Origin of the sequence: Xenorhabdus hominickii, assembly GCF_002632725.1 — a bacterium.
Taxonomy (GTDB): domain Bacteria; phylum Pseudomonadota; class Gammaproteobacteria; order Enterobacterales; family Enterobacteriaceae; genus Xenorhabdus; species Xenorhabdus hominickii.
On sequence record NZ_NJAI01000004.1, the window covers coordinates 138,439 to 150,866 of the forward strand.

13 protein-coding genes are annotated in these 12,428 nt (G+C 43.7%); 2 read left to right on the top strand and 11 right to left on the bottom strand.

The window, feature by feature from the left end; translation table 11 throughout:
* Nucleotides 1-130, top strand: a 130-nt coding sequence (locus Xhom_RS13185) for an IS1 family transposase (RefSeq protein ID WP_244590775.1), incomplete at its 5' end; no start/stop codon positions are given.
* An 845-nt stretch (nt 131-975) separates the two neighbouring features.
* Here Xhom_RS13185 and Xhom_RS13190 read toward each other — a convergent pair.
* On the bottom strand, nt 976-1,650 hold the full coding sequence (locus Xhom_RS13190; RefSeq protein WP_069315273.1) for an ArsR/SmtB family transcription factor: 675 nt from the start codon (nt 1,648-1,650) through the stop codon (nt 976-978).
* Nucleotides 1,651-1,724: 74 nt separating this feature from the next.
* On the opposite strand from Xhom_RS13190, the gene Xhom_RS13195 reads away from it, so the two are divergent.
* Entirely contained in the window at nt 1,725-2,054 is a 330-nt protein-coding gene (locus tag Xhom_RS13195; RefSeq protein ID WP_069315272.1) for an antibiotic biosynthesis monooxygenase family protein, read from the top strand.
* 107 nt (nt 2,055-2,161) lie between these two features.
* On the opposite strand, the gene Xhom_RS13200 is transcribed toward Xhom_RS13195, so the two are convergent.
* The 10 genes from Xhom_RS13200 to Xhom_RS13245 form a co-directional block, all read right to left on the bottom strand.
* Complete coding sequence (locus Xhom_RS13200; protein WP_069315271.1) at nt 2,162-2,512, bottom strand: DUF2645 family protein; 351 nt, start codon at nt 2,510-2,512, stop codon at nt 2,162-2,164.
* A gap of 675 nt (nt 2,513-3,187) precedes the next feature.
* Complete coding sequence (gene flgL / locus Xhom_RS13205) at nt 3,188-4,156, bottom strand: flagellar hook-associated protein FlgL (protein WP_069315270.1); 969 nt, start codon at nt 4,154-4,156, stop codon at nt 3,188-3,190.
* A 36-nt stretch (nt 4,157-4,192) separates the two neighbouring features.
* A complete protein-coding gene (flgK, locus tag Xhom_RS13210) occupies nt 4,193-5,833 on the bottom strand; it encodes a flagellar hook-associated protein FlgK (protein ID WP_069315269.1) in 1,641 nt (546 codons plus the stop codon).
* 104 nt (nt 5,834-5,937) lie between these two features.
* A complete protein-coding gene (gene flgJ / locus Xhom_RS13215; protein ID WP_069315268.1) occupies nt 5,938-6,918 on the bottom strand; it encodes a flagellar assembly peptidoglycan hydrolase FlgJ in 981 nt (326 codons plus the stop codon).
* Nucleotides 6,918-8,036 carry a flagellar basal body P-ring protein FlgI gene (locus tag Xhom_RS13220; RefSeq protein WP_069315267.1) on the bottom strand — a complete coding sequence of 373 codons (1,119 nt, stop codon included), beginning with the start codon at nt 8,034-8,036 and terminating at the stop codon, nt 6,918-6,920. Before Xhom_RS13220 ends, flgJ begins: the two co-directional genes overlap by 1 nt.
* Nucleotides 8,037-8,051: 15 nt before the next feature.
* Complete coding sequence (locus Xhom_RS13225; RefSeq protein ID WP_069315266.1) at nt 8,052-8,843, bottom strand: flagellar basal body L-ring protein FlgH; 792 nt, start codon at nt 8,841-8,843, stop codon at nt 8,052-8,054.
* An 83-nt stretch (nt 8,844-8,926) separates the two neighbouring features.
* A complete protein-coding gene (flgG, locus tag Xhom_RS13230; protein ID WP_069315265.1) occupies nt 8,927-9,709 on the bottom strand; it encodes a flagellar basal-body rod protein FlgG in 783 nt (260 codons plus the stop codon).
* 22 nt (nt 9,710-9,731) lie between these two features.
* Complete coding sequence (locus tag Xhom_RS13235; RefSeq protein ID WP_069315264.1) at nt 9,732-10,487, bottom strand: flagellar basal body rod protein FlgF; 756 nt, start codon at nt 10,485-10,487, stop codon at nt 9,732-9,734.
* A gap of 21 nt (nt 10,488-10,508) precedes the next feature.
* A complete protein-coding gene (gene flgE / locus Xhom_RS13240; RefSeq protein ID WP_069315263.1) occupies nt 10,509-11,705 on the bottom strand; it encodes a flagellar hook protein FlgE in 1,197 nt (398 codons plus the stop codon).
* Nucleotides 11,706-11,717: 12 nt separating this feature from the next.
* A complete protein-coding gene (locus tag Xhom_RS13245; protein ID WP_069315262.1) occupies nt 11,718-12,416 on the bottom strand; it encodes a flagellar hook assembly protein FlgD in 699 nt (232 codons plus the stop codon).
* Between the last annotated feature and the right edge of the window lie 12 nt (nt 12,417-12,428).

Sequence of the window (12,428 nt, forward strand, 5' to 3'; positions counted from 1 at the left end):
AGAGAGAACGAATTTAACTCAGCGTACTCGAGTAAAAAGACTGAATAGAAAAACTATCAGTTATTCAAAATCCGAAGAAATGCACGATAAGGTGATAGGAACTTTTATTGAGCGTGAGTACTATTTTTGATATTCAATCTAACTATTTAATACATGACCGTAAATTACACATATGTTCCCCTGAGCTTCAAGTAAATGCTCAAAGTTAATAATTACAAACTATATTCGATGTATATTCGAAAATATCGCATTCTTCTATATTTAGCACTGCTACAGGCAAACTCTCTGAATTTACATATGACAAAACTGATCAAACTAGCGGATAAAGCTAAATGTATGTACGTATATTTTATTAATATAAGCATAGTTCTCTAATGTAAGAATAGTTTTTAATAATTATTAAAATATTAAAATTATCGTTATGACATAAATAAAAAATATAATTTTATTTATATTAGTCTGAATGAATAATATTGCGTGATAATATCTTTTTGTTCATAAAATTGGTCGTGATTCCAATTTTATGATAGAATTATTTAGATAAATTCAGATCATTAAATAATCTACACCACAAAAATATCCAGAAAAAATATTTACTTCAAACATAAAGATAAAAACAATTTTCATAATTATTTAATAACTTGACCTTTAACTTATAATCTTTAACATAAAATATATTGTTGCATTATAACTAAATCGTATATATTTATCGTCTTCCAAATTAAAAATTTGTTGGCTATGCTCACTCCTCCCAGTTAAGTAGTTATAAACATCGAATTAGCTATGCTAATAGGGATTCATTCCCAAGACATAAGTACTGCATTTTGAAATCCATTTAGTATAAATATATTTATATTGAAACTTTCATCGTATCAATAGGCCCAATCACTATTCAGTGATGAGGAAAGATAATATATCGAAACTCATTAAATAAAAAACTTTAGCAAACACGATAACCAGAAAAACACCTAGTGATTAGCGCACTATTTTTCTTATAACAACACAACCTGATTCCGTTAAGACCAACTCTCGGCTATCCAATTGTCTGACAGCCCATTTTTTCCTTAAAAAAGTATCAAGTAACGATGCGCCTAAAAACCCGCCGAGATGAAATTGTCGCTCACTCCAATCAAGGCAGGAACAGGCAAATTTTCGCCGTAGGGAAGTGTCTGCATCACAACATACCCCAAGAGAAATCAGAAAATCTTTTCCCATTGACGTTAACTCATAATTATCAGTCATCCACTGATTCAACAATAGGCTATTATGAATTTTTACCGCAATTTCTCCTGCCATATGGTCATAACAAGTTCGGAACAAACGCAGTGACTTAGGTGTAGATATTTTGGCAATATCCGGCTGATCACCATGAGCAAAGCGCATCATGTTTTCCAGTAATTCAGCCACTTCTGCACTATGGATCTTAAAATAACGATGCCGACCCTGTTTAATGCACGTAATTAAGTTTTCTGCTACCAAACGATTTAAATGAGCACTGGTTGTTGATGGTACAACATCGGATGCGGCGCTGAGTTCTGTCGCTGTATAGGCACGTCCATCCATCATCAAAAACAGCATGCGGGCACGAGTACGATCCGCCAGTACTGATGCAATGGCTGCCACTCTTTCTTCAAGGGTAAATTCATGCATGTTTTGTTAGCCATCGAAGTAACAATGAACTCAGCAAGATATCGTAGGTTTTTTCATTCTTCAAGGGGACGACCATGCTAGCTGTTATATTTGAGGTAGAAATCGCAGAAAACCAGAGTGAACGTTATTTCGATACCGCTGCTGCAATCAGGCCATTATTGGACACTATTCCGGGTTTTATTTCCGTGGAACGTTTTCAAAGTCTCAGCCACAGCAATAAATATTTATCACTCTCTTATTGGCGTGATGAAGAATCCATAAAACAATGGCGAGTTGCTTATCAACATCAAGAAGCACAAGTATTAGGACGCAATGGTGTGTTTGCAGATTATCGTCTGAGGGTTGCTGCTGTAATACGCGATTATGGAATGTATGCGCGGGAGGAAGCACCAATCTCCTCATAATTAGCTTTGCTTCTACTCATATTTAGCGCTGCTTCTAAGAAATTATTTATTGCCACGGCGATGAAACTTGGAAGCTATTCAACTTAGAGGCTATTGGATATAAAACATCAATGTGTGGGAAATGGGCAATCCATAAACCGACCAAAAAACATCCAATACCAATATCCTACTGAAAGCACGATGATTAATAAATAAACAATCGATTGTAATCTATTTTCCGAAACTTCTTTCACCCCCTTCACAACAAAATAAATCATAAAAGGCAACAGAAAGACAAAACACAAAGGTGCAGTCAATGTTCTGTCATCCTTAATGACAAAAGTATTAACTACATCACAAACCGTATTGAACCCTTTTTCCCCAATCATCCAGTCATGATCCACTGTTGCAAAACATCCAATCAATATCACACTGAACAAAATAAAAATAACACAAAAGAGTATATTTATAATTTTCATGTTTATTTATTCTTATCATCTATAGTAAGACAAGATTTAACCCTAGCCAAAAATTATCAAAACAAAACACCTAAGGGTTTATATCAAAAAAACTAATGCAATATTCCTCTTTCCTATCAAAGATAAGATCTTGATCACAAGATAAAATAATATAATAAATAGAAAAATCAGGATTTATCCTAGGATGGAAGGTAAACAGAAGCTCTATATTGCCCTCTACCTTCTCCATTAGAAACCATAGATAGCAAGCCAGTTTTAACTGTATTTACTGTCTATTTTTACTCTATTCCATTCATATACACTACCAGGAAGGCCAAAACATCATCGGTAACAGAAATTTTTATCCTTTCAAATTCCCGTTTTTTTACCTTAATTTTCATGTCATTATTTACACAAAAATCGTTTAACAATCGCTCAAGGTGATTTTTAAAATGCTAATTTTTTCACACAGAAGATCTGCTTGGGGGAATGAAGAGGTTTATAGCGCGGATGACATTAACACTACGACCATGTATTACCATGAAATAATGATGACATGATTGAAAGAAAGCTCAGCCAATAAAACAATGGAAAGGAATAAATAAACCCTTATCGACTCCCCATTTAATGGTATCGTTGATAAGGGTGTGAAATGAAAGATGCTATCCCCAAATAAAGGGTATATACCAATCTGAATTAGCGATACATCTCAAATAAAGACATACCTTTTAAGTCAGTAAATGCTTTGAAAGAAGCTTGTAATCCAGCCTGTTGCTGGTAGTACTCAGCAATAGTGGCTGTCCAATCCACATCAACCAGCTCCCCTGAGCGAACAGTATTGGAAATACTGCGTTCACTGCCCAATGAATCAAGCTGTTCCAGTTCCTGAAGTTGCAAACCTAACACCGCTTCTACCGATGAAAAATTGTTCAGGCTATTACGAATGCCGCGGTTGGCTTTATCCATCAGCTCCATAGCTTCATTTTTTTCTTCCTCACTGGCAGTGCTGTACGGTGTTTTTAGTGCTTTGATAGCCATATCAATGGAAGCAAAAACATCTGACTCACTATTCGTTTTGCCATCAGGCTCTTTGAGCGGGTTGCTGGGCTGAGATAAAAACACCTGCTCCCCGGTATGCGCGATAGTCATTGAGCGGTTATCATCCACTTTTTGCGTGATTTTTTCACCACCACCAACGTAACTTACCTTTCCACTTTTTTCATCAGCAACGAAAGGGGGAACATCACTCTTATAACCCGCAAAAATATAGCGGCCATTACCATCGGTTTTATTGCCAAGGTTCAACAATTGTTGTTTTAAACCGTCCAACTGCTGTGCATAAGATTCACGATCCTGATCACTGTGCTCATCCGCCGCGGCAACCAACGTTTCAAAAACGTTGGTTGAGACTGAGACAACATTTGAGGTAATACTCAATTGCACCGACATCGTGTTTCTGGCAAAAATGCGAGCGGTCGCAAACTGCTGGTTTTTCGATTCAGATTGAGAAACCATAATATTCTGCGAAGCCGCCAGTGGATCATCAGACGGATTAATCACCCGACGACCGCTGGATAGTTGCTCACCTGATTTCATCCATTTGGATTGAGCCTCAAAGATCCCATTCATTTTTTGACTGTATAATTGATTCGTACTTACACGCACAATATTATTTCCTTTTTATCTGCAACCGAGCGGTAATTAGCGAATACCCAAAATCGCATCGAACAAGGTTGATGCGGTTTGGATTACACGGGCGTTTGCCAGATAGTACTGCTGCAAACGTTGTAACTCTCCGTACTCTTCGTCCATATTGACGCCAGAAATTGATTGACGGGTTGCGCTGAGTTTATCAACGATATGCCCCTGCGCTTCGGCATCCACTTTAGCTCTATTCGCGTCGCTACCCACGGTACTGACCAACGAGGCGTATGCCCCAGCAAAGGAAGATTTGCCATCAACCAAACGCTTGTCCTGTAATTCAAGGAATTTCTTCGCATTGCGGTTATCGCTTGGACCCGCACTTTTGTCACTGGCAGTCGCCAATTGGGAAGAGTCTTTCAGATTCACTTCCAATGTTGCTACAACGTTGCTGACAGTTTTCAACGTATAGGTATCGTGATCTTTTGATTTAGAGGCATCAATATTGACTTTCAGTCCATCAAATAACAGCGCTCCGTCCTCTTCTTTCACAGAAACGATTGCTTTGTCAGAAACGCGCTGAACTTTCCAAGCCCCACCTTCAAATTTGAGGGTATAGTCACTGGCTTTCACTTCGGTGGTATTTGCATATCTCACCGTAATTTCAGCAGTGCCTTTATTATTACTATTAGAAATTATTTTAGGCTGGTCGAACTTAAAGAAATCTTCGCCCTTATTGCCTTTCAGATCAAAACCTCCGTGCTGTACCTGATTGAATTGATCTGCCATCACCAGTGCCAGTTGGTTCAAATCACTGCGGGTTGAGTCCACCACTTCCTTACGCACACTCAACGCGCCGCCCAATGCACCTTTGGTAATGAAACGTTCATCAATTTCTCTGGTACCCACTGTGCCATTGTTGTAGCCCAGTGTGATACGGCCGCTGTCAGTGCTGGAAGAGATGGCTTCCAATTGATAGGATTTATTGCCCGAAACCAGCGTCATGCCGCCGCCAAATGAGACGTTATAAACCCCACCATCTTGTTGGATGACGTTCACTTCCACCAACTGGTTTAACCGATTAATGGCTTCATCACGCTTATCCAGCAACGCCAGAGGTTCGCCAGTGCCGGTACCACGCATACGCGTGATTTCATTGTTCAGGTTAGCAATTTCTTTTGAGTATTGATTGATCTCTTGAACATTCTGTTCAATTTGAGAATTTATGCTGCTGTCTACCTGACGCAGAAATTCATCTGCTTCTTTGAAACGACTCACCAAACCTTCCGCTTTGCCCAGTACGGTAGTCCTTGCGGCACTGTCTTCCGCATTACTCACAACAGTCCCTAGATTTTTGAAAAAATCTTCGATAGTACTGGACAAGCTAGTATCTTTATCCGCTAACAGATCGTTGATTTTGCTGATCTGTTGATTATAAGTTTTCTGAGCAGCATATTTGGTTTGTGCAGCATTATATTGCTGGTTAACGAATTCGCTGTATTCGCGGTTAATGGTGCTGACAACCACACCGTTCCCCATAAAACCCACTGGCGACATGGTTCCATTATTTTGCGTCATCACGGTAGTCTGTCGGTTATAATCCGCGTTCTTAGAGTTGGCTATGTTATTACCCGCTACACCCATTGCCACCTGCGCAGCATTAATACCACTCATAGCAGTATTCATAAGACCATTGGACATGTGTAGATCCTTTTACGTTTTCTTTAAGCCTCCATTATGGGAGGTCATTCACTGCTACAGTTATCGGCAAATTTCCCTGTTCCTTGAGCAAAAATGATAGGTGCTCAGAACAGATTATCGAAATCATAGGCATAGAGTTTTGCCATTTGATTGCCGGTATTTTTTAACTGCTGGATCAGTGATACCAATTTTTGTGCATAGCCGGGATCGGTCGCATATCCTGCATCTTGTAAGGAGTACGCCCCCTGCTCTGCTGTTGTCGATTGCGCTACCTTGGCATAACGGGGATTTTCCGTCAGCAGCTTGACGTAATCCGTGATCGCTTCCATATAAGAGCCATACACGCGGAAACTGTCCTGCATTTTTTTCGGCTCACCATCAATGTATTCCGTCGTCATAATATTGGTAACAGGCCCTTTCCAATGTTTACCGGCTTTAATACCAAACAGGTTGTGGCTCGTTTTGCCTTCTGCCGTCAGAATTTCCCGTTGTCCCCAACCGGATTCCAGCGCAGCCTGTGCAATAATCAATAAATGAGGGATACCACTTTGCTGACTCGCCAACTGTGCCGGCAGCGAAAGCATGGAAACAAAGTTGGCGCTGTTCATTGGTAATAATTTCGACTGAGCAGAACCATTGCTGAAGGACGAAGACAGTTTTTGAGACTTAGACTGATAGCCAGACATAGCCTGATGCATAAACTGCGCCAATGCCGGCTTGGGTAATGTTTGCAGGATTTCATTATCCAGCGGCATCGGCATAGTCCCCGCTAATTCATTGGGAGCATTCGCGCTGGAGAACTGTTTGACGATCATATCGGCAAATCCCAGCCCTTTTTGAGAAAGATCCTGAGCAATTTGCTGATCGTACATCGAAGTATAAAAACGCGTCTGATCACTGCTCAAAATGCCATCCTGCGGCAGAGAGGAACGCATACTTTTCAGCATCATCTGGACAAAGACGCCTTCCAGTTCCTGGGCTACTTGCCGTAGCCCTTGTTGTGGTTCCTGTGACAGTTTCGCTTTCAGTGAATGTAACGAATTAACATCGTAAGCAGCGTTAGGCGTTGTCAGAAAATCATTCATCAGATAATCTCCAATTTCGCACGCAAACAACCTGCGCTCTCCATCGCCTGCAAGATCGACATTAAATCCGTTGGTGTCGCGCCCAGAGCATTTAATGCTCGCACAACTTGAGTCAGATTCGCGCTGGAGCTAACCTGCTGTAATGCACCGCCTTGTTCCTGAATGCCTATTCCGGTATTACGGGTTACAACAGTGTTACCCCCTGCTAATGGTGTATTAGGCTGATTAACCACTGTCTGGCGTTCAACAGTCACAGACAAACTACCATGCGCAATCGCACAGCTATCCAGCGTGACATTGCGGTTCATGACCACCGACCCTGTACGGGAATTGAAAATCACTTTGGCATCACCGGCATCCACACGGATAGTCAAATTCTGAACTTGAGACAGAAACTTCACCTGTTCGCTGTTCTCTATCGGCAAACGTAACTGCACGGTGCGGGAATCCAGAGGTGTTGCTGTACCCGTTCCTTTCAGACGATTAACTGCATCACTAATTTGCTGGGCCATCCCAAAATCATCATCATTCAGTTGCAGGTTAAGCGTCCCTTTCTGGCCGAATCGTGTTGGCAATTCTCGCTCAATCACAGCACCATTGGAGATACGTCCGCCCGCAAGTTGATTGATTTTAATACTGTTACCACCCGCACTAGCGCCCGCTCCACCAACCAAAATATTCCCTTGAGCCAGCGCGTAGATCTGATTATCCACCCCTTTCAACGGTGTCATCAGCAATGTTCCACCGCGCAAGCTCTTGGCATTACCTAGTGAGGACACTACGACATCAATGTTTTGCCCTGCACGTGAAAAAGGCGGCAGCTTTGCTGTCACCATGACTGCTGCCACATTTTTAAGCTGCATATTCGTACCGGGCGGCACGGTAATTCCCAACTGCGACAACATATTACTCAAACTTTGAGTAGTGAAAGGTGTCTGCATGGTTTGGTCACCCGTGCCATCTAGCCCAACCACCAGACCATAACCAATCAGTGCGTTATCCCTGATACCCTCAATGGTCGTCAAATCACGAATGCGCTCCGCAAAAGCACTGGTAGACACAAACGTACTCGACAACACCAGCAAAAGCGTAAAAAGGCTGGCGACTAATTTTTTCATCTTGACCATCCTCTTTTAAAACGGCGAGATATTCATAAAGAAACGTTGCAACCAACCCATATGCTGTGCTTCGTTGATATAACCATCGCCAACATACTCAATGCGGGCATCCGCAACTTGGTTAGAACTCACGGTATTAGTGCCAGTGATTGTGCGCGGGTTCACAACGCCAGAGAAACGAATGAATTCCGTACCCTGATTGATGGCGATCTGTTTTTCACCCACCACATGCAGGTTGCCGTTTGCCAGCAAACTATCCACGGTCACGGTAATCGTGCCCCGGAATGTATTGTTAGCATTCGCCCCACCTTTACCACCGAACTCATTGTTGCCTTCCATACTCAAATCGGTTTTACCACCGCCCATCAATCCCTGTAGGAAACGGGGAGTCAGGGTAGCCATAAAACCGGTTTTTCCATTACGGCTGGCATTGGCAGAGGAGTTTTTACTCGCACTGACATTTTCTTGCAAGATTATGGTCAGCGTATCACCGATATTGCGGGGACGACGGTCTTCAAACAGGGGTTGATAACCGTAATAAACTGGCTGGACGGTCTGAAAAATAGAACCATTTGGCGTAGGAATAGCTGCTTCGGCGGGTTTTGCGGTTGTCTGCCCTTTCACCAGCGGTTTGTGCGGCATATAAGCACAGCCCCCTAATGTCAGTACCGCCAATGTTAGTACCACCACAGATCTGCTGATACGCCCCTTATTTCTCCGGTTTTTCCGTAAACCAGCAGAGTCATAAGTTACATGGTTTTTAGCATGGCTTCCGGAATGGTTCTCGGCAACGGGCATTATATCCATCTTCGATGCTCTTAAGTTTATAGCAGAAATAGTGGGGAATTGATTTCCCTTTTGGGTATATTCCCCACTGATTAATGATTAGGTTATAACTGAGTCAGTTTTTGCAACATCTGATCAGACGTAGAGACTGCTTTACTGTTGATTTCGTAGGCCCGCTGAACCTGGATCATATTGACTAATTCTTCCGCCACATTAACGTTAGAAGTTTCAACATAGCCTTGGTAAAGCAATCCGGCGCCATTGATGCCCGGTGCATTTTCCACCGGAACACCGGAACTGTTGGTTTCCAGATACAGATTTTCACCGATGCTTTCCAAACCACTCTCATTGATGAACGTGGTCAGCGTCAATTGCCCAACCTGCTGAGGCGCGTTTTGCCCCTGCACGTTCACGCTGACAATCCCATCACGGGCAATGCTGATTTTGGTAGCATTGTCTGGAATAATGATTGCAGGTACGACCTGAAAACCACCGGCGGTTACCAATTGACCATTTTGATCCGCCTGAAATGAACCATCACGGGTATAGCCCGTGGTGCCATCAGGCATCTGGATTTGGAAGAAGCCCTGCCCTTTGATTGCCACGTCTTTACTGTTATTGGTTTGTGCCAAATTGCCCTGACTGTGCAGACGCTCAGTCGCCACTGGACGCACACCAGTACCAATCTGCAAACCTGATGGCAGATTAGTCTGTTCAGACGACATCGCGCCCGGCTGACGTTCAGTTTGATAGAGCAAATCTTCAAATACTGCACGTTGGCGTTTAAAACCGTTGGTGCTGACGTTTGCCAGGTTGTTGGCAATCACATCCATATTTGTTTGCTGAGCATCCAGCCCAGTCTTAGCAATCCATAAAGATCGGATCATGAATTTATCCCCTGTTCCCGATTCAGCTCATAGCGAGAATTTGGTTAGCCCGCTGTGCATTTTCATCGGAACTGTGTATGACTTTCATCTGCATCTCAAAGCGACGTGCATTGGCAATCATGTTCACCATGCTTTCCACCGGATTGACATTGCTGCCTTCCAGTACACCCGGCATGACTTTGACTTCCGTACTGGCCGCCAGTTCGTTGCCCTGCTGTTCCTGCGCTTGTGGCGTTAAGTGAAACAGACCGTCATCGCCCCGTACCACTTGACCTGCTTCCGGCTTAACGATTTTCAGCTTGCCAATCTGCCCTAACAAAGTAGGCGGATCGCTGGCAATCAAAGCAGAAATGGCACCATATGCCGCAATGGTCAGTTCAGCCTGTGGCGGAACATCAATCGGCCCGTTTTCGCCCATCAACATACGCCCCTGCACCATCAATTGCCCTTCGGACGAAATCTGAATGCTACCGTTGCGCGTATAGGCTTCTGTCCCATCTTCAATCTGGACAGCCAAGTAGCCGCCTTGTCCGACAGCCACATCCAATGGACGGGCGGTATAATTCATTGGCCCCTGACGGCTATCCATGCCGGGGGTAGAGGCAACGGTCAATGTACGAGTCGGCAAGGTTTCGCCTTCAATCGGCACGGCGCGCAGTGCTGCGAGCTGAGCTTTGAAGCCCGGCGTTGATGCGTTGGCCAGATTGTTGGCTGTGACGGCCTGATGTTCCAGCGTGTTACGTGCTGCGCCCATCGCGGTATAAATGACGTGATCCATAAAGCTATCCGCCTGAGCTTATTAACGCATACTGACCAGCGTTTGCAGGATTTGGTCCTGCGTCTTGATGGTCTGAGCGTTGGATTGATAGTTACGCTGGGCGACAATCATATTGACCAGCTCTTGGCTCATGTCCACATTAGAAGACTCCAGCGCACCGCTGATTAGCTTACCGAAGTTACCGGAAGCTGCTGTACCCACAACAGGGCTACCAGATGCACTGGATTCCGCCCAGACGTTATCGCCTTGCGCAGCCAAACCTTCAGGATTGGAGAAATTAGCCAGCACCACCTGACCTAAAACGAGTGTCTTATCGTTGGAGTAAAGACCGTAAATTTTACCGTCGTTATCTATGCGATAATTGGTGAAATGACCAGGTTCATAGCCATCTTGCTTTGGCGGAGAGATGGAATTTTGAGCAATACTCTGCTGCTTACTACCGTTGAAATCAATACTGATTTCTGCAGGCTCAGAACCATTCAGGGCTGGTATTGTAAATTTGAATGGATCAATAGTACCCATTTGGCCACTAGTACTGAATGCAAATTCCCCCAATGGTTTGGCTTCAGAACCCACTACAGAAGTATCCTGAGCATGAACTTGCCATTTATTGTTTTCTGTTTTAACAAAAAACACATTGAGATCGTGCTGATTGCCCAAGCTATCGAAAACTTGAAGTGGAGCGCTGTAATTAAAAGTATCCTTATTGCTTGGATCAAATTTATCTTTGATAGCTGTATCCATCGAGTTCAGATTAGCTTGCAACTTGGCCTCTTTTGTTGCTTTCGCATCCAGCATCGTTGTTGGAACCGAAATTGGCCCCACTGCACCACCCTGTTGAATTTCTCCATTTACCGCCGGATATCCCGTCAGTTTCATACCCTGCATATTGATCAAATTACGGTCTGCGTCCATTTTGAACTGACCGTTACGGGAATAGAAAGTATTACCGTTAGAATCCAGCATGCGGAAAAAACCGCCCTGTGTGATAGCCATATCCAACTGACGGTTAGTCGTGGTGGTTGAGCCGTCTTTAAAGTTCTGAACCATGCCAGAAACCTTAACACCTAAACCAACCTCTGAGCCGCTGAAAACGTCCGCAAAAGCAGCGGAGCTGGATTTAAAGCCGAATGTCGCCGAGTTTGCAATATTATTACCAATAACATCCAAGTTACTCGCTGCGGCATTTAAGCCACTGACTGCTTGTGAAAAAGCCATTATGTCCTCCGTTTAATAAAGAATCTGACGAACTTTATCCATGGTTACCGTACCCGCCAGCCCTAAATCTAATTTAGTGCCATCCTCACCCCGCGTGACGCCGTGTACCACGGCATAAGTCAGCGGAAGTGTCACCAACGCTTGATCTTGATAGCTTGCGGAAACAGTGAAGCTATATGCACTGTTTGCCACGTCCTTGCCATCTGCGCCTTTACCATCCCATATGAAGCTATGGACACCGGCATTCAATTTACCGAAATCCAACTCCTGCACCACCGCGCCATTTTTATCTGTAATTGTCACTTTGACGCTATCGGCCGGTCGAGTCAGCTCAAGGCCAAACGGCGTTGCGCTGATTCCATCTTCTTCATTGGAACCGACTAAAATCTTATTGCCCTGCGTCAAGACACCGCGACCAATCAGCAATGTCGTTTGCATCGCCTGATTGCCTTCCATTTGCCCGACAACCGCCCCCAGCGTTTTATTGAGTTTTTCAACGCCCTGAACGGTGCTAATCTGTGCAAGCTGAGTAGTCAGCTCATTATTTTGCATCGGATTGGTGGGGTCTTGGTTCTTGAGCTGCGCGACCAATAAGTTCAAGAAGTTATCTTTGATGTCGCCACTATTTTGTGACTGTTGTTGAGTGACAGCAGCGAGTTCACCTACCGTCGAATTGTCTAATGAATCATTAATTGAAGTGGTAACTGCCATAACGGAATTCCT

Excerpts from the sequence above, each read along its gene's own strand:
- Xhom_RS13190 (WP_069315273.1), bottom strand. The coding sequence starts at position 1,650 with ATGCATGAATTTACCCTTGAAGAAAGAGTGGCAGCCATTGCATCAGTA.
- Xhom_RS13195 (WP_069315272.1), top strand. The coding sequence starts at position 1,725 with ATGCTAGCTGTTATATTTGAGGTAGAAATCGCAGAAAACCAGAGTGAA.
- Xhom_RS13200 (WP_069315271.1), bottom strand. The coding sequence starts at position 2,512 with ATGAAAATTATAAATATACTCTTTTGTGTTATTTTTATTTTGTTCAGT.
- flgK (WP_069315269.1), bottom strand. The coding sequence starts at position 5,833 with ATGTCCAATGGTCTTATGAATACTGCTATGAGTGGTATTAATGCTGCG.
- flgJ (WP_069315268.1), bottom strand. The coding sequence starts at position 6,918 with ATGAATGATTTTCTGACAACGCCTAACGCTGCTTACGATGTTAATTCG.
- Xhom_RS13220 (WP_069315267.1), bottom strand. The coding sequence starts at position 8,036 with ATGAAAAAATTAGTCGCCAGCCTTTTTACGCTTTTGCTGGTGTTGTCG.
- Xhom_RS13225 (WP_069315266.1), bottom strand. The coding sequence starts at position 8,843 with ATGGATATAATGCCCGTTGCCGAGAACCATTCCGGAAGCCATGCTAAA.
- flgG (WP_069315265.1), bottom strand. The coding sequence starts at position 9,709 with ATGATCCGATCTTTATGGATTGCTAAGACTGGGCTGGATGCTCAGCAA.
- Xhom_RS13235 (WP_069315264.1), bottom strand. The coding sequence starts at position 10,487 with ATGGATCACGTCATTTATACCGCGATGGGCGCAGCACGTAACACGCTG.
- flgE (WP_069315263.1), bottom strand. The coding sequence starts at position 11,705 with ATGGCTTTTTCACAAGCAGTCAGTGGCTTAAATGCCGCAGCGAGTAAC.
- Xhom_RS13245 (WP_069315262.1), bottom strand. The coding sequence starts at position 12,416 with ATGGCAGTTACCACTTCAATTAATGATTCATTAGACAATTCGACGGTA.